The sequence below is a fragment of the Pseudomonas sp. A34-9 genome, assembly GCF_029543085.1.
Classification (GTDB): Bacteria; Pseudomonadota; Gammaproteobacteria; order Pseudomonadales; family Pseudomonadaceae; genus Aquipseudomonas.
In genome coordinates this window covers 5,318,991-5,336,351 of sequence record NZ_CP119967.1, presented here as the reverse complement: position 1 = coordinate 5,336,351, position 17,361 = coordinate 5,318,991, and the positions used below count along the sequence as shown (strand labels likewise).

The window sequence follows — 17,361 nt, the reverse complement described above, 5'->3', positions numbered from 1 at the left end:
AGCGAGCTTGCTCGCGAAAGGGCCATCAGCCGCGATGTAGTTTCTGGATCAAGCCGCCCGCAGCGAGATAAACGCATACGTCTGCGCCGGCTCCGTCACCACCTGCGCCCCGGCCGCCAGCACTTGCCCGGCCACATCATCCCCAGACAAATGAAACAACCATTCACTCGGCGCAGTGCTCAGCGGCTGGGCAGTTACCTGATCAATCACCGCCGCAAAAGCATCCATATTCGGCAAATACGCGGTAAACCCGTCACCCTTCAACGCCGTGGTGCGAATCCCGAGCATCGCGCAAATCGCGTCTTTGACACCGATGTCATCGCGATCGGCCTGGCGCGAGCGTTGGATCAATTCAACCAGTTCCTGATCAACCAACTCGCCCCCGGCAATCAACACCGGCCCTTGTTCCCAAGACTCCGGCGGGCAATCCTTGGCGGCAGGGTTGAGCGGGATGTGCGGGTTGATTTCCGCCGGATAGATTCGACACACCAGTGGCCGCCGCTCGTAGATCCGGCACAGCTTGTCTTCGTCAAGATTCCGGCAGGGGCCGACGTTGTACGCGGCGAAGGTGATAGCCACATGGGCATCCGTTGCGCCACTGCGCACCACCGCCGAACGGCGTTCGGCATGCTCACGTTGCTGCGTCGGCAAACCCAGTCCGTTTCCGAGAAAAGCCTCCACCAGCACAATCACCTGACCACCATCCGCCGCCCACATGCGGGCTTCGGCCAACGTCAGCGGGACATGATGGTCGGTGCAGCATTTGCCGCAGCCTACGCAGGAAAACGTCGTATTCATTGAGCGATCTGTCTTCAATCAGGGTGTGAAACGGTGGCGGAAAACCACCGCACAGACGCGGATCGAAGCAAGTTATGCGCCACTCAACGGGTTTTGCCGGTCGGGCGGATCGAGTCCCACTCGGTGACGAAGGCGGTTTTCGAGGTTTTGTTGTACAGACACAGCTCGGTGCCTTGCTGGCCTTTCATGTGTTTTTGCGGGTATTGGCCTTGCAGCAAGACGGCGGTATAACCGACACGGTCGTCGAATTGTGCGGGGGTGCCGACCGGTTTGGCGTTTTTCAGGCCGCTGGCCTTGGTGCAACTGGCGAGCACGGTTTTGTCGTAGGCGGCCCAGGCATCGGGGCTGGAGGCTTGGGCCTGGGAGGTGAGGGCGGTGAGGCAGAGCAGGCTTGCGGTTAGGGCTTTCATGGTCGGCGTCCTTGATCGTGGGTGGCCAAGGTTGGAGTCTGCCTAAAGAGTTTTGTTGCCTGGGACACCGCTAAAAGATCGCAGCCTTCGGCAGCTCCTACACGGATATGCGGCTCCCTGCAGGAGCTGCCGAAGGCTGCGATCTTTTGACTTTAATCAGTCCGGCACCAACTCCCGGCGGACTACGTACATCCCGGCACTTTCATACAAGCGCTGCGCCCGCCGGTTGTCTTCCAGCACCTTCAGGTCAACGAACCCTTCGCGCCGTTGCTGAAACACTTTGAATGCATTGAGCAACAACGCCCGGCCCAATCCTCGGCCCTGCATGCGCGGATGCACCACCAGATTCTTGATATAGGCGCTGGTCCAGCATTGCGCCACGCCGACCACGCCTTCGCCATCGCGTGCTACAAAGCACAGGCTCGGATCGTATTCAGGATCGGTTTCGAACTGCTGCTGCCAAACGTCCAGCGCCGGCACCCGGCCGCCACCTTCGCGATAGCCGAGTTGCATCAAGTCGTGCACGTCCGCCGCCAGTTCGACGGAGTACGTGCGCAGTTCAATGCCTTCAGGTACAAGAGCGTCCGGCGCGTCCTTGGTCAGATCGCGCCGCATCAGAAAACAATATTTCTCGGCCAAGACTCAGTGACCGTGTGCCGCGACGTGTTTGGCCGCTTCGATCAGGCAGTGGGTCAGTTCCGGCGAGGAGAACTTGGTCAGCACGCCGTTCGCCCCGGCCAGGCGCGCTTTCTCGCTGTTCATCGCGCTGTCGAGCGAAGTGTGCAGCAGCACGTACAAATGGGCGAAGTCCGGCGTTTCACGCAGGGTGCGGGTGAAGGCGTAGCCGTCCATCTCGGACATTTCGATGTCGGAGACAATCAGGTTGATCTGCTGCGCGGTGCCTTGCAGGTCAAGCAGGCAGTCGATGGCTTCCTTGGCGCTGCGCGCGGTGTGGCATTGCAGGCCGAGGTTGCGCAGGGTGTGCACCGATTGCTGCAGCGCCACCTGGCTGTCGTCGACCACCAGAATACGCGCGTTGCCGAGCACTTCGGCGTCTTCCATGGTCAGGTCGGTCGGGGCCATTTCGATCTGCGCCGGGGCGATGCTGTGGATAACCTTTTCGATATCCAACACCTGTACCAATGTGCCGTCCACCGAGGTCACGCCCGTGATGTAAGCGCGCGAGCCTCCGGAACCGAATGGCGGCGGTTTGATGTCGGTGGTCAGGCAATGAACGATTTTGCTCACCGCCTGCACGTGCAGACCCTGCTTCGAGCGGCTGACGTCGGTGACGATCAGGCAGCCGCCATTCGGATCTTCCAGCGGGCGCTCGCCGATGGCGCGGCTGAGGTCGATGACCGACAGCGAGGCGCCGCGCAACGTGGCGATGCCTTTCACATGCGGGTGCGATTCCGGCAGTTTGGTCAGCGGCGGGCAGGGGATGATTTCACTGACTTTCAGCAGGTTGATCGCCATCAACTTGCCGCTGCGCAAGGTAAACAGCAGAAGCGAAAGTGAGTCTGCGCGGGCTTTGGTGGAGGACATATGAACCTTCTGTGGAAAGGTGGTGGGCGAGGGTGCAAATCGCCAGAAACTATTGATGCCGGGTTATCGGCGTCAAAAGGTTGGGCTTTAGGTTAGTTGTCGGGTAGTCGGCTTGAGTTGATCGTTGTTCTCTCGAACACAGCCCCTCACCCCAGCCCTCTCCCCGAGGGAGAGGGAGCCGACCGAGGTGTCTGGCGTTGTACATCGACCTGAATGACCGAGTCGATTATGGATTCAGAAAAGAGCGTTCACGTCGGCGGAAGTCTGCAATATCCCCCAATCAGTCCCCTCTCCCTCTGGGAGAGGGTTAGGGTGAGGGTGTGCTTTTAGCTCTTCATCCCCAACCGCTTGGCCATCCGCCCAAGGTTCGCCCGGTCCAGCCCCAACTCCCGCGCCGCGCTCGCCCAGTTATCCTGATTGCGCGCCAGCGCCGCACTGATCAAACGCCGCTGATACTGCTCGGTCGCACTGCGCAGATCCCCGCTGATCAGCGGCATCTCAGGTACAACACCGGCAACCGTCTCAACCGAGTTATCCACAACCTCGCGCGGCAGATCCAGATCCGCCGCGCTCAAACTCAGAATCTTCGGCCGCACCTTGCAGTCACCCAGCGCTTTCAACGCACTGCGTCCGATCAAGTGTTCCAGTTCACGCACGTTGCCCGGCCAGGTGTAGGCGAGCAGTGCTTCCTGAGCGTCGTTGTTCAGGCGCAGGCTGTTGAGGCCCATGCGCGAGCGGTTCTGTTCGAGGAAGAAACCACTGAGCAGCAACACATCGCGGCCGCGATCACGCAGCGCCGGCACGCGCAGCGGGTACACACTGAGGCGATGATAGAAGTCGGCACGGTAGCGACCGCTGCGCACTTCTTCCGCCAGGTCGCGGTTGGTCGCGGCAATCAGGCGCACATCGACCTGATGCTCCTTGTCCGAGCCCAAGCGTTGTAACTGACCGCTCTGCAAAACGCGCAGCAATTTCGCCTGCACGGTCAGCGACAGTTCGCCGACCTCATCGAGAAACAGCGTGCCGCCATTGGCCAGTTCGAACTTGCCGCGACGGTCGCTGGTAGCGCCGGTGAAGGCGCCGCGCACATGGCCGAACAGCTCGCTTTCTACCAGCGTGTCGGGAAGGGCGGCGCAGTTGAGGCTGATGATCGGTTTGTCTGCGCGCGGTGAAGCGGCATGAATCGCCTGGGCCACCAACTCTTTGCCGACGCCGGTTTCGCCGGTGATCAACACGGTCAGATCGCTGCCGCCGACCAGATTGATCTCTTCTACCAATTTCTTCAGCGCTTTGCTCTGGCCGATCATCTCGCGGTTCTGCTGGCCGCTGGCTTGGCGATAAACCTCGGCGCGTTGGTGCTCGTCTTCTGCGCGATTGGCCAGGCGCTGGATGCGTTCGGCGGCGTTGACCGTGGCCGAGGCGAGGCTGGCGAAAGCTTGCAGGGCGTCGAGTTCGATCGGCTCAAAACGCTCGGGGTCGAGGGCGTCGAGGGTGATCAGGCCCCAGAGTTTTTCATCGACAAACAACGGACAGCCGAGGCAATCGTGAACTTCGAGATGCTCGTCGAGGCCGTCGACCAGGCCATCATAAGGATCGGGCAAGTCGCTGTCGGCGGCGAAGCGCGTCGGCCCGGCCCCGCTCAGCAGAATCTCGAAGCGCGGATGCTCGCTGACCTTGAAGCGCCGGCCGAGAGTGTCGGTGCTTAAACCGTCCACCGCCAACGGCACCAGCGCTTCGCCGTCGAGACGCAACAACGCCGCCGCATCGCAGGGCAGCAGGGCGCGCATGGCTTCGAGCAGGCGTCGGTAACGCTCGCCCTCGGGCAGTTCGCGGGACAGGTCGGAGACCAGAGGCAGTAGCGCAGTGAGCAGGGATTTGGCAGTCATGGTCTTGTAGTCAAAGAGACAAGATGTAGTCGGGATGACTATAAAGGCCTTTGAGTCTTTATGACTACGATATTTTCAAGCGATTGATTTATATGGATAAATTATTTGGCACGGAACCTGATAAGCCTAAGGTAACTTTTCAAGAAAGCTCAGGAGTCATTGTTATGCTTAGCGTCCAGGATCGTGCCATCGTCAAATCCACCGTGCCTCTGCTGGAAAGCGGCGGTGAAGCGCTGATCACTCACTTCTACCGCATGATGCTCTCTGAATACCCTGAAGTGCGCCCGCTGTTTAATCAGGCGCACCAAGCCAGCGGTGACCAGCCTCGTGCCTTGGCCAACGGTGTATTGATGTACGCGCGGCACATCGATCAGCTCGACCAGTTGGGCGATCTGGTGGCGAAGATCATCAACAAGCACGTCGCCCTGCAGATCCTTCCGGAACACTACCCGATTGTCGGCACCTGCTTGCTGCGGGCGATTTCCGAAGTGCTTGGCGAAGAGATCGCTACGCCCGAAGTAATGAGCGCCTGGGGCGCAGCGTACGGGCAACTGGCGGACATCCTGATCGGCGCCGAAACCGCGATCTACGACCAGAAAGAACACGCCGTCGGCGGCTGGCGCGGGGCGCGTGAGTTCATCGTCGCGGCCAAGGTCGAGGAGAGCGCGGAAATTATTTCGTTCTACTTCGAACCGGCCGACAAAGGCCCGATCCTCGCAGCCGAGCCGGGTCAGTACATCGGCATGAAGCTGATCCTCGATGGCGAAGAAATCCGTCGCAATTACTCGCTGTCGGCACTGGCGAACAACGGTCAGTACCGCATCAGCGTCAAGCGCGAACCGGGTGGCCGTGCGTCCAATCACTTGCACGATCAATTGCACGTCGGCGCGAGCATTCAACTGTTTCCGCCATCGGGTGAGTTCACTTTGACCGCGAGTGACAAGCCGTTGGTGCTGATCAGTGGCGGCGTCGGCATCACGCCAACCCTGGCGATGCTTGAAGCGGCGCTGCAGACCGAACGTCCGGTGCACTTTATCCACTGCGCGCGCAATGGCAGCGTCCACGCGTTCCGTGACTGGATTGACGACCTGACTGAGCGTCATCCGCAACTCAAGCGTTTTTATTGCTACGCCGAAGATGACGGCGTGAGCCCGGCGGCGGACAAGGTCGGGATGTTGAGTCAGGCGTTGTTAGGCGAGTGGTTGCCGCAGCAGCGTGATGTCGACGCTTACTTCCTTGGGCCGAAGGGCTTCATGGGCGCGATCAAGCGGCATCTGAAAGCGCTGGGTGTGCCGGAGCAGCAGAGCCGTTATGAGTTCTTCGGGCCGGCTTCTGCTTTGGAATAAGCCAGAGTCGAGTTGCCTTCATTCGCGAGCAGGCTCGCTCCCACAATGGGTTTGTGTGGTTCACAGTATTTGTGTTCGACGCAGATCCAATGTGGGAGCGAGCCTGCTCGCGAAGGCCGTTATACGGTCTCGATTCTTAAATTCTGTTTAAAGGTTAATCGTTTCTTAACCGGTTTATCGTTTATTCCCCGATGCTGATGATAGGCGCTCGTTCGTTTACATGATCAGGATCGCCCCCATGTCGCACTTCACCTTCGCCCGTCGTTTCAGCTTTACAGCTATCGGTCTTTCGGCCGCGTTGCTGACCAGTCCGTTGGCCTTTGCCGAATCTGCCCTGATAAAACCGCAGACCCTGATCGTCGATCAGAGCCTGCCCAAGGCGCAGGCAGAAGCCATGGAACTGGCCGCGCGGCGCTATGGCAGTTTCTGGAATTCCGGTGAGGAGGCGTTGGCCATGGCGGCGTTGTCGCCGCAATTTGTCGACCAGACGCCACCCGAGGGCCGGGTGCAGGGGCCGACCGGGCCATTGCTGGCGTCGAAGTTCTTTCGCACGGCGGTGCCGGACTTGAGTTGCGACATCGAGCAAATGATCATCGCCGGTGATCGCGTGGTGGTGCATCTGCACTTTCGCGGACACTTCAGCGGTACGTTCAAGGCTCTCAAAGGGCAGGGCCAGCGTGTAGACTTCCGGGCAACCGATATCTATCAGATCGACAAGGGTCGCATCGCGGCCAATTGGCATATCGAAGACAACATCAGCTTGATGGCGCAACTGCAAGCGCAGCCGCCGGCCAGCTGAACCATGGACATATAAAGGAAACGCGATGAGCGAGGAAACGATTCGACTGGGACGTGAACGGCGCTTTCTGGTGTTGCTGGGCATCATCTGCCTGGCACTGATCGGTGGTGCGCTGTACATGCAGATCGTGCTCGGCGAAGCGCCGTGCCCGCTGTGTATCTTGCAGCGCTATGCGTTGCTGTTGATCGCGCTGTTCGCGTTCATTGGCGCGGGCATGCGCACGCGCCGCAGCATCACCGTATTTGAAGTGCTGGTAGTGATTTGTGCGATTGCCGGTGCCGGTGTGGCCGGGCATCACGTCTACACCCAGTTCTATCCGGCGGTGAGTTGCGGCATCGATGTGCTGCAGCCGATTGTCGATGATCTGCCGCTGGCGAAGATCTTCCCGTTGGGCTTTCAGGTCGACGGTTTCTGCTCGACGCCGTACCCGCCGATCCTCGGTCTGTCGCTGGCGCAATGGGCACTGGTGGCGTTCGTGCTGGTGGTGATTCTGGTGCCGCTGCTGACCTCGCGTAACCGAAAAGCATTGCGCTGAGTCAACTATTCGGCTGTCTGGCCGATACAGAAAACGCCTCGATTTGCGGATCAGCCAATCGAGGCGTTTTGCATTTCAGAGTGTGGGTGAAAACACCGTGACGGACGGCAAGGGAGGGTGTGGCAGGTGTGCGACATGTTGTCACATACGTGGTGTCGCAGGCCGCTTCGATGACCCGGAATCGGCCGTTGTTACAAAAAAGGATTGGTCAGTTTCGCGGTTTTTCGGCTTTAGCACGCAAGTGCCAGAGCAGGCAGTTTTAACAAGCGCGGGTATATGGCCAAAAGCCTTGGGTTATCGGGCTTTGCGCTGTTCCAACGTTCGGAAATAGCCTTCGGAGCTGTCTGAACTGACGCGGGTACACCTACATTTTTTGGTGTTTTTGTTGAGAATCTATTTCGATAACATGTGGAACTTTTGCAAAAATGGCGACGCATTGTTGCTCGAACGGATAAAAATTATTTCGGGATAAGACATGGTGTATAGGGCGCTACCTATCTACAATCGCCCGCACTGAATTCCCGGCACTGTTCAGCCTTTATTAAGGAGGCGAGCAGGAAGTCGGGTGTCGAGTGAGTCGAAAGGCTTTCAAGACACCCAGGTGTCGGTGCCTTCCAACTTTCCGCACCAAATGGAATTGGTCTGTAACAAGGCCTTTGACCACGAATTCGAATAAGAACTGACCGCTGTCCCAGGTTTTGTCGAGCGTCTGACGCGCGACGGGCGGCCCTTATTCAATCCAAAGAAAATGCCAACCCTTGGCAGGGTGAAGTGTTGGCGATCAAAACCCAACTGCATTGCGCAAGCTGCTTTAGAGGTCGTGAGATGAGTAAAAACAGGTACCCCAGATTACTAGGCCTAGTGCCGCTGCTCGGCACGTTGTTGCTGGGAGGCTGCAACATGACCTTGCTCAATCCAACGGGCCAGGTTGGCCTGGAACAGCGAAACCTGATCATCACCGCGACCCTGCTGATGCTGTTGGTCGTCGTGCCGGTTATCGTCATGACCTTCCTGTTCGCCTGGAAGTACCGCGCGTCGAACAAGAACGCCGTCTACACCCCGAAATGGTCGCACTCGACCAAAATCGAAGTGGCAGTCTGGACCATCCCGGTCCTGATCATCATTGCCCTGGGTTACATCACCTACATTTCGACCCACGAACTGGACCCGTATCGTCCGATTCAGTCCGACGTCAAGCCTGTGACCATCGAAGTGGTCGCGCTGGACTGGAAGTGGCTGTTCATCTACCCGGAACAAGGCATTGCCACGGTCAACAAGATCGTGTTCCCGGCGCACACGCCAATCAACTTCAAGATCACCTCTGACGCTGTGATGAACTCGTTCTTCATCCCGGGTCTGGGCGGCCAGATCTACGCGATGGCGGGCATGCAGACCAAGCTGCACCTGATCGCTGACCGCAACGCTGAAATGGACGGTATCTCCGCCAACTACAGCGGCGCGGGTTTCACCGGTATGAAATTCAAGGCTATCTCCACCACTCAGGAAGATTTCGACGCCTGGGTAAGTGAAGTCAAGAAGTCACCTAAACAGCTTGATCAAGCTGAATACGCGGCCCTTGCCAAACCGAGCCAGAACAACCCAGTCGAGCTCTACTCCTCGGTCACGCCGAACCAGTTCCAGATCATCGTCGACAAGTACGAAGGTATGAAGCCGGGCAAGCCGCTGAAGCACGAGAAGAAAGAGAAAGAAGTGGCGGCCACGGAAATTGACTCGAGTTCGCATTCAGCTGCCGGGGCAGAGGAGTAAACGATGTTTGGTAAATTAAGTTGGGAAGCAGTCCCATTCCACGAGCCGATCGTGATGGTGACCATCGCCATGATCGCCCTCGGTGGTCTGGCGCTGTTCGCTGCAATCACCTACTTCAAGAAGTGGACCTACTTGTGGACCGAGTGGTTGACCTCGGTTGACCACAAGAAAATCGGCGTGATGTACATCATCGTCGCCATGGTCATGCTGCTGCGCGGTTTTGCCGACGCCATCATGATGCGTACCCAGTTGGCCATGGCCACCGAGGGTTCGCCTGGCTACCTGCCACCTGAACACTATGACCAGATCTTCACCGCTCACGGTGTGATCATGATCATCTTCATGGCGATGCCATTCTTCACCGGCCTGATGAACCTTGCAGTGCCGCTGCAGATCGGCGCGCGTGACGTTGCGTTCCCGTTCCTGAACTCCCTGAGCTTCTGGCTGCTGGTATCCGGCGTTGTGTTGATCAACCTGTCCCTGGGCGTCGGCGAATTCGCCAAGACCGGCTGGGTTGCCTATCCACCGCTGTCGGGTCTGCAATACAGCCCTGGCGTGGGTATGGACTACTACATCTGGGCGCTACAGCTATCCGGGTTGGGTACGACGCTAACGGGGGTTAACTTCCTCGCGACCGTGCTGAAAATGCGTACCCCTGGCATGAAACTGATGGACATGCCGATCTTCACCTGGACCTGCACCTGGGCAAACGTTCTGATCGTGGCTTCGTTCCCGATCCTGACCGCTACCCTGGCACTGCTGACTCTTGACCGTTACATGGATTTCCACATTTTCACCAATGAACTTGGTGGCAATCCAATGATGTACGTCAACCTGTTCTGGGCGTGGGGCCACCCTGAGGTTTACATCCTGATCCTGCCGGCCTTCGGCATCTTCTCGGAAGTGATCTCGGCGTTCACCGGCAAGAAACTGTTCGGCCACCACTCGATGATCTACGCCTCGGGCGCGATCTCGGTACTGGGCTTCATGGTTTGGCTGCACCACTTCTTCACCATGGGTTCGGGTGCCAGCGTCAACGCCTTCTTCGGTCTGGCGACGATGCTGATTTCCATCCCGACGGGTGTGAAACTATTTAACTGGCTGTTCACCATCTACCAGGGCCGTCTGCGCTTCACCAGCCAGGTTCTGTGGACCCTGGGCTTCATGGTGACCTTCGCCATCGGCGGCATGACCGGCGTACTGCTGGCCATCCCGGGTGCTGACTTCGTGCTGCACAACAGCCTGTTCGTGATCGCGCACTTCCACAACGTGATCATCGGCGGTGCGGTATTCGGTTACATCGCAGGTTTCGCCTTCTACTTCCCGAAAGCGTTCGGCTTCAAGCTGCACGAAGGCTGGGGTAAAGCAGCGTTCTGGTTCTGGATCTCGGGCTTCTTCGTCGCGTTCATGCCGCTCTATGCACTGGGCTTCATGGGCATGACCCGTCGTCTGAACGCCACCACCAACCCTGAGTGGGTACCGTACCTGTACGTTGCCATGTTCGGTGCGGTGATGATCGCTGTCGGTATCGCTTGCCAGCTGATCCAGCTGTACGTATCGGTGCGTGACCGCAACAAGCCAGAGAACATCTGCGATCACGGTGACCCGTGGAATGCACACACTCTGGAATGGTCGACCTCGTCGCCACCGCCGTTCTACAACTTCGCTGTGCTGCCTAAGGCTGACTGCATCGACCCGTTCACCGAAGCCAAGGAAAACGGTACTGCGTACCAGCGTCCGGCCAAGTACGAGCCGATCCACATGCCGAACAACACCGCCACTGGCGTAGTGATGGGCGCGCTGTTGACCGTCTTCGGTTTCGCGATGATCTGGCACATCTGGTGGTTGGCGATCGCCAGCCTGGCCGGCACCGTCATCTACTTCGTGATCCACGCTGCACGTGACGACCAGGGCTATATGGTTCCGGTTGAAACGATCGAGCGCATCGAAGCCGAGCAGCACAAGCGTCTGGTCGCGGCAGGGAAAATCCCGGCCGGTGCCACCCGTGTTGAAACCTCGTTGGAACAGGCTTAAACCATGTCGAACTTAGTGACCAATGTTGGACACGCCCATGGTGACCATGGGCACGATGACCATCACCACGACTCGGGCGAGATGACCGTATACGGTTTCTGGCTCTACCTGATGACCGACTGCATTCTGTTTGCGTCGATCTTCGCGGTGTACGCAGTACTGGTAAACAACGTTGCCGGTGGCCCGTCGGGCCACGACATCTTCGAACTGCCCTACGTGCTGGGCGAAACCGCTCTGCTGTTGTTCAGTTCGATCACCTACGGCTTCGCCATGCTGGCGTTGTACAAAGGCAAGAAGCAGCAGGTTCTGGGTTGGTTGTTCATGACCTTCCTGCTCGGCGCTGGCTTTATCGCCATGGAGATCAACGAGTTCCACCTGCTGATCTCCGAGGGCTTCGGTCCTAGCCGTTCGGGCTTCCTGTCCGCGTTCTTCACCCTGGTCGGTACCCACGGTCTGCACGTGTCGGCGGGTCTGATCTGGATGGGCATCATGATGTACCAGGTCAACAAGCACGGCCTGACGGCGACCAACAAGACCCGTCTGAGCTGCCTGAGCCTGTTCTGGCACTTCCTGGACGTGGTGTGGATCTGCGTATTCACCGTTGTTTACCTGATGGGGACTCTGTAATGGCTAATGCACACTCCCATGACAGCCATGATGCTGGCCACGGCAGCGTAAAGTCGTACGCCATTGGCTTCATCCTGTCGGTGATCCTGACCGTGATTCCTTTCGGTCTGGTGATGTACCCGAGCCTGCCGAAGGCCACCACGCTGGCAATCGTCCTGTTGTTCGCAGTGATCCAGGTGATCGTTCACCTGTATTACTTCCTGCACCTGGACCGTTCCGTGGCCCAACGTAACAATGTGATTGCGTTCGTCTTCACGGCCATCGTGATCCTGCTGCTGGTTGGCCTGTCGTTGTGGATCATGTTCAGCATCCACACGTTCATGATGGCGAAGTGAGGTAAGACCCGATGTCGCTCAAGCACTTTATCCAAATCACCAAACCGGGGATCATTTTCGGTAACGTGCTTTCTGTGGCAGGCGGGTTTTTCCTGGCCTCGAAAGGGCATGTGGATCTGGCGGTGTTTCTGGCTGCCATGATCGGTACATCCCTGGTTGTTGCCTCCGGTTGCGTGTTCAACAACTGCATCGACCGCGACATCGACCTGAAGATGGAACGCACCAAGAACCGGGTGCTGGTGCAGGGCTTGATCTCCCTGAAACTGGCCCTGGTCTACGCGACCATCCTTGGTGTTCTCGGCGTTGCGTTGTTGTACAAGGTGGCCAACCCGTTGGCCGCTTTGTTCGCGGTCATCGGCTTCATCATCTACGTCGGCTTCTACAGCCTGTACCTCAAGCGCAAGTCGGTTCACGGCACGCTGGTGGGCAGTCTGTCGGGCGCCATGCCGCCAGTGATCGGTTACGTCGCCGTAACCAACAGCTTCGACATGGCCGCGCTGACGTTGCTGGTGATGTTCAGCCTGTGGCAGATGCCGCATTCCTACGCCATCGCGATCTTCCGCTTCAACGATTACCTGGCCGCATCGATTCCGGTGTTGCCAGTGAAGCGCGGGATTCAAGTGGCCAAGAAGCACATCCTGCTCTACATCCTGGCGTTCCTCGTGGCGACCTTGATGCTGACCTTCAGCGGTTACGCCGGCATGAGCTACCTCGCGGTTGCCGCGGCCATGGGCATGTACTGGTTGTACATGGCCTGGACCGGCTACAAAGCGGTGGATGACACGGTCTGGGCACGCAAGCTGTTCGTGTTCTCGATCTTCACCATCACTGCGTTGAGCGTCATGATGTCCCTGGACTTCAAGGTGCCCGCAGAGCTGCTGCTGACGTACGCGCCGTAAGGCTCAAAGGCTTGAAGAAAAACCCCGCACATCGAGAGATGTGCGGGGTTTTTTGTTGGCTGACTTTCGGTGATCGAGGCGTCGGCAATCGCGAGCAGAGGCCACTTCGACTCGATACCTTTGCAGGAGCTGCGGCACGCTGCGATCTTTTGCTTGTGATTGTAGTTTTAAAGATCAGGATCAAAAGATCGCAGCGTGCCGCAGCTCCTACAGGGTTTAGTTGCGGTATCGGAGTAAACCCCCTAGATTTGGATCCAACCATAACGGTGATAGCGCCATGCCACTTCGCAGGGACACTGTTATTCATGCATCAATCGAGAGGCTGGGCGAAATGACTGAGAGGATGACCTGCGACGAGCGTTTTATTGCCCTGGCCCAGGAGCTGAACTACGACATTTATGGCGAGAACACCGCCGGCGGCAATTACGCGCCGCTGATCCGTCATCACGATGAGTTGTACATCAGCGGCATGGTGCCACGCACCCACGGCAAGATTCAGTACCCCGGTCGGGTTGGGTTGGAACTGAACCTCAAGGACGCGCAAGCCGCCGCCAGCATCAGTGCGATGCGCTGCCTGGCGCTGATCGTCGATGCCGTCGGTTCGCTGGACAAGATCAAGGCATTGTTGCGGGTCACCGTGTACGTGAAGTCGACGCCGGACTTCGTTGACCTGAGCGAAGTGGCCAACGGTGCGTCGGACGTGTTCAGTCACGTGCTCGGTGATGCCGGCCGGCACACGCGCAGCACGGTCGGTGTGTATCAATTGCCGAAGAATGCGGCGATTGAGGTCGACATGATCGTCGCACTGCATTCCGGCGCATAACCCTCGAAAGCCGGATAACAAAAAGCCCCGCCTGAATCTCAGTGCGGGGCTTTTTCGTTCAGCGCTGCGCTATTACTGCGCGGCGATGCTGTAGCCATCGAACGCGGTCTGCTGTTGCAGCGCGGTGATGATGTTCTTGCGGTTTACCGCCTGCTCGGTGCCGGCGTTGTCGAGGAACGTTTCGCTCTCCAGCTCCGCTTCTTCGCCTTCGCCGACGAAGGTGAAGCCGAGGAACTCCAGCGCTGCACGGTCAACGTTCAGGCGCGAGCGTGGCGTGCGCAGCGGCAGGGTCACGCTGATGCCGTCCTTGCTGATGGTGAAGATTTCGACTTCTTTCTTCTTGGCTGCCTTGCTCTTGCCACCGCTCGGGTTGCTGATCGCCTGATGGGTCTGGTTCAGCACTTTGAGGGCCAGGCCATAAACGATTTCCTGGAACGCCGGATCGTCCTTGAAGCTGGACAGGATGCGGCCGATCGAGAACTTGCTGCTGAGGTCTTCAAGGGCGGCGAGGTCGGCCGCTTCAGCGTCTTTCAGCGCCTTGAGTTCGCCCATCAGCTCGTAGGCCTTGTCGTCATCGAAGCTGTCGTGAGCCTGACGGATCGCCGCGCGCAGCTCGCGGATCTGGTCGCTTTCGCGGGTCGACTGGAACGCGTCCAGGACCATCTCGCTGATGATTTTGGCTTGTGGCAGGTGTTGTGAAAGATTGATGGAGTTTTCGTATTCCGCTTTGGACGATTCGGTGACTACGGATTCAGCGGTGTTGAAATCGGACATTGAAATTTCACTACTTTTTAACTTGAGTGGAGATGAGAAAACCCGGGGGCTTTTTCAGGCCGACTAATTTAGGGGAGCGGGGCGGCGTTGTCACGGAGCAACGGTCTGCCGGTCGAGTTTTTTCCCGGCGTGCGCTATTTCAAGCGCGGACGCTCCATGGCAATCACCGAGGTCTCGAAACCCAGACTGGCAAAAAACGCCTCTGCGCCTTCGCGCCCGGCGCGCAGCACCCACGTTATATCGGGATTGTCGCCCATGATGTGCTCGACCAATGCGCGGCCAACCCCCTCACGCCGGTGCTGGTCATCGACCACCACCATCGACAGGTAACCGTTGGACAAACCATCGGTGATCCCGCGAGCGAAGCCGATGATGCGCTCACCCTGGACGGCGACGGCCTTGCGCTGGGAATGCTCGAGCAACTGGGCGAAGTGTTCAGGTGAGCCGGTGCGATGGCCCCAGCCATGCTGCCCGAGAAACTGCCTCACCGATTCCGTTTCGACGGGCAGCAAATCGCGTACGACGAGTGTCTTGTTCATCTGCTGTTCGGGTCCTTGTCAGTGATTCTTCATGGGTGGCTCGTGCAGGTGACGTCAGGATTTCCCCCATCGTTGCATGACAAACTCGACGAAACGACGCAGTTTCGGCAAGCGATAGCGATCCGGCGCGTAGAGCAGATGCATCGGTCGGCTGGGTGGCTGGAAGTCGGCGATCACCTTCACCAGTTTGCCATCGCGCAGGTCTTGTTCCACCAGCGCATCCGGCAACATCACGATGCCCATGCCGGTGCGGGCAGCCTGATGCAGCCCGGCGGAGCTGTTGATCAGCATTGGCCCGCTGACGTCGACCATGATTTCCCCGTCGGGGCCGCTGAGGCGCCAACGCTTTTCCACCGATTGCCAGTCGTCACCGGCGGGATAGGCAAACGACAGGCAATCGTGATGCTGCAAGTCTTCCGGCGTTTTCGGCATGCCGCGCCGGGCGACGTATTGCGGCGACGCGCACGCGGTCAGGGTGTAGTCGATCAAGGGCCGGGCGATCAGGTTGGACTGCTCGAAATTACCCAGCCGAAACGCGACATCGAGACCGCTTTCCAGTAGATCGGGACGGCTGTTGGTCAGCACCACATCGAGTTTGACCTGCGGATACAGCAACGAGAACTCACTCAGCGCCGGCGCCAGTCGTTCCACGCCGAATGTCAGCGGCGCGGTCAGGCGCAGCATGCCCCGGGGCTGATCGAGTGCCTGTTCGGCCAGCCGTTCGGAGTCTGCCACCAACCCCAAGACATCCAGGCACCGCTGGTAGTAGAGGCTGCCGAATTCGGTAAGACGCTGACGCCGGGTGGTGCGTTGCAGCAGTTGTACGCCCAGCCGTTGTTCCAGCGCGCGCAAGTGATTACCCACCATGGTCGTCGACATGTCGCACTGCAACGCGGCCGCCGTCATGCTCCCGGCTTCGACGACTTTGACGTAGACGCTCATCGACTGGAACAGGTCCATTATCAAGCTCTGCTTTTAAATGAATGAAGTTTTTCCGAGTTTATCCAGTTTCGCTGGCTAACCATACTGCCAGCACACCGACCTTCGCTGGAGTTTGAAGTCATGACCGCCGCCCTGATGAACACCTACCAACCGCTGGCCTTGAGTTTTACCAAAGGCCTCGGCACTCGCCTGTGGGATCAGGCCGGTCGCGAGTATCTGGATGCGGTTGCCGGTGTGGCGGTGACCAATGTCGGTCACTCGCACCCGCGCATCGTTTCGGCGATCAGCGAGCAGGCCGGATTGCTGCTGCACACGTCGAATCTGTACAGCATTGACTGGCAGCAACAATTGGCCAAGCGGCTGACCGAGCTGTCGGGGATGGAACGCGCGTTCTTCAATAACTCTGGCGCCGAGGCCAATGAAACGGCGCTGAAACTCGCGCGTTTGTATGGCTGGCGCAAAGGCATCGAACAGCCGCTGGTGGTGGTCATGGCCAACGCGTTCCATGGCCGCACACTTGGCACGCTGTCGGCCAGCGATGGCCCGGCAGTGCGCCTGGGTTTCAACGAATTGCCGGGGGATTTTCTCAAAGTGCCGTTCGGTGATATCGCTGCGCTGGAGCAGGTGCAGCAAAAGCACGGCGAGCGCATCGTGGCGATTCTGGTTGAGCCAATCCAGGGCGAAAGCGGTGTGCAGCTTGCGCCGCCCGGTTACCTGAAAGCCCTGCGCGAACTGTGCAATCGCCATGCATGGTTATTGATGCTCGATGAAATCCAGACCGGCATCGGCCGCACCGGGCGCTGGTTCGCGTTTCAACATGAAGGCATTGTCCCGGATGTCATGACCCTGGCAAAAGGGCTGGGCAACGGCGTGCCGATCGGCGCGTGTCTGGCCCGGGGCAGGGCGGCGGATCTGTTCACGCCCGGCAGCCACGGCAGCACCTTCGGCGGCAATCCGCTGGCGTGTCGGGTCGGTTGCACGGTGCTGGACATCATCGAAGAACAAGGCCTGCTGGAAAACGCCCGGGTTCAGGGTGAGCGTCTGCTGACTCGCTTGCGTGCAGAGCTGGCGGACAATCCCAATGTGCTGGCGATTCGTGGTCAGGGCTTGATGATCGGTATCGAGCTGAAACAACTGGTGCGTGATCTCACCCTGATCGCGGCGCGGGATCATGGGCTGTTGATCAACGTCACGCGGGGCAAAACGATACGGCTGCTGCCACCGTTGACGATTGATGAGCGTGAGGTGGAGATGATTGTCAGAGGAATTGGACGGATTGTTTCCGCGAATTAATGGATATCC

General features: G+C 58.6%; 18 protein-coding genes. 10 read left to right on the top strand and 8 right to left on the bottom strand.

The features are described from left to right. Positions 1–48 precede the first annotated feature (48 nt). From P3G59_RS23780 to norR, 5 genes are all read right to left on the bottom strand, one after another. Positions 49–798, bottom strand: coding sequence for a YkgJ family cysteine cluster protein (locus tag P3G59_RS23780; protein WP_277759204.1), 750 nt, complete (start codon positions 796–798; stop codon positions 49–51). Positions 799–881: 83 nt separating this feature from the next. Next, complete coding sequence (locus P3G59_RS23775; RefSeq protein ID WP_277759203.1) at positions 882–1,208, bottom strand: hypothetical protein; 327 nt, start codon at positions 1,206–1,208, stop codon at positions 882–884. Between the two features lie 156 nt (positions 1,209–1,364). Further along, positions 1,365–1,823 (bottom strand): GNAT family N-acetyltransferase, encoded by a 459-nt coding sequence (locus tag P3G59_RS23770; protein WP_277759202.1) that lies wholly within the window; start codon positions 1,821–1,823, stop codon positions 1,365–1,367. A 27-nt stretch (positions 1,824–1,850) separates the two neighbouring features. Then, the gene (locus P3G59_RS23765) at positions 1,851–2,753 is read right to left on the bottom strand and encodes a chemotaxis protein (RefSeq protein ID WP_008084803.1); all 903 of its coding nucleotides are present in this window, start codon (positions 2,751–2,753) and stop codon (positions 1,851–1,853) included. A gap of 326 nt (positions 2,754–3,079) precedes the next feature. After that, a complete protein-coding gene (gene norR / locus P3G59_RS23760) occupies positions 3,080–4,639 on the bottom strand; it encodes a nitric oxide reductase transcriptional regulator NorR (protein WP_277759201.1) in 1,560 nt (519 codons plus the stop codon). Positions 4,640–4,803: 164 nt separating this feature from the next. Between norR and hmpA the strand changes: the two genes are divergently transcribed. From hmpA to P3G59_RS23715, 9 genes are all read left to right on the top strand, one after another. Beyond that, the gene (hmpA, locus tag P3G59_RS23755) at positions 4,804–5,985 is read left to right on the top strand and encodes an NO-inducible flavohemoprotein (RefSeq protein ID WP_277759200.1); all 1,182 of its coding nucleotides are present in this window, start codon (positions 4,804–4,806) and stop codon (positions 5,983–5,985) included. A gap of 238 nt (positions 5,986–6,223) precedes the next feature. Then, positions 6,224–6,784, top strand: a complete 561-nt coding sequence (locus tag P3G59_RS23750; protein ID WP_277759199.1) for an ester cyclase — start codon at positions 6,224–6,226, stop codon at positions 6,782–6,784. A 25-nt stretch (positions 6,785–6,809) separates the two neighbouring features. Continuing rightward, positions 6,810–7,319, top strand: a complete 510-nt coding sequence (locus tag P3G59_RS23745; RefSeq protein ID WP_277759198.1) for a disulfide bond formation protein B — start codon at positions 6,810–6,812, stop codon at positions 7,317–7,319. A gap of 825 nt (positions 7,320–8,144) precedes the next feature. After that, positions 8,145–9,086 carry a ubiquinol oxidase subunit II gene (gene cyoA / locus P3G59_RS23740; RefSeq protein WP_007916947.1) on the top strand — a complete coding sequence of 314 codons (942 nt, stop codon included), beginning with the start codon at positions 8,145–8,147 and terminating at the stop codon, positions 9,084–9,086. Positions 9,087–9,089: 3 nt separating this feature from the next. After that, entirely contained in the window at positions 9,090–11,120 is a 2,031-nt protein-coding gene (gene cyoB / locus P3G59_RS23735) for a cytochrome o ubiquinol oxidase subunit I (protein ID WP_277759197.1), read from the top strand. A gap of 3 nt (positions 11,121–11,123) precedes the next feature. Further along, the gene (gene cyoC, locus P3G59_RS23730) at positions 11,124–11,747 is read left to right on the top strand and encodes a cytochrome o ubiquinol oxidase subunit III (protein WP_003227982.1); all 624 of its coding nucleotides are present in this window, start codon (positions 11,124–11,126) and stop codon (positions 11,745–11,747) included. Beyond that, positions 11,747–12,082: a cytochrome o ubiquinol oxidase subunit IV gene (cyoD, locus tag P3G59_RS23725; protein WP_103304512.1), complete on the top strand. Its 336-nt coding sequence runs from the start codon at positions 11,747–11,749 to the stop codon at positions 12,080–12,082. Before cyoC ends, cyoD begins: the two co-directional genes overlap by 1 nt. A gap of 11 nt (positions 12,083–12,093) precedes the next feature. Then, positions 12,094–12,981 (top strand): heme o synthase, encoded by an 888-nt coding sequence (gene cyoE / locus P3G59_RS23720; RefSeq protein ID WP_007916939.1) that lies wholly within the window; start codon positions 12,094–12,096, stop codon positions 12,979–12,981. Positions 12,982–13,312: 331 nt separating this feature from the next. Next, complete coding sequence (locus tag P3G59_RS23715) at positions 13,313–13,804, top strand: RidA family protein (RefSeq protein WP_277759196.1); 492 nt, start codon at positions 13,313–13,315, stop codon at positions 13,802–13,804. Positions 13,805–13,876: 72 nt separating this feature from the next. On the opposite strand, the gene P3G59_RS23710 is transcribed toward P3G59_RS23715, so the two are convergent. From P3G59_RS23710 to P3G59_RS23700, 3 genes are all read right to left on the bottom strand, one after another. Next, positions 13,877–14,578 (bottom strand): hypothetical protein, encoded by a 702-nt coding sequence (locus tag P3G59_RS23710; RefSeq protein ID WP_110721302.1) that lies wholly within the window; start codon positions 14,576–14,578, stop codon positions 13,877–13,879. A gap of 134 nt (positions 14,579–14,712) precedes the next feature. Then, positions 14,713–15,117 carry a GNAT family N-acetyltransferase gene (locus P3G59_RS23705; protein ID WP_277759195.1) on the bottom strand — a complete coding sequence of 135 codons (405 nt, stop codon included), beginning with the start codon at positions 15,115–15,117 and terminating at the stop codon, positions 14,713–14,715. 54 nt (positions 15,118–15,171) lie between these two features. Continuing rightward, positions 15,172–16,077: a LysR family transcriptional regulator gene (locus P3G59_RS23700; protein WP_277759194.1), complete on the bottom strand. Its 906-nt coding sequence runs from the start codon at positions 16,075–16,077 to the stop codon at positions 15,172–15,174. A gap of 102 nt (positions 16,078–16,179) precedes the next feature. Between P3G59_RS23700 and P3G59_RS23695 the strand changes: the two genes are divergently transcribed. Beyond that, positions 16,180–17,352: an aspartate aminotransferase family protein gene (locus P3G59_RS23695; protein ID WP_277759193.1), complete on the top strand. Its 1,173-nt coding sequence runs from the start codon at positions 16,180–16,182 to the stop codon at positions 17,350–17,352. Positions 17,353–17,361 lie beyond the last annotated feature (9 nt).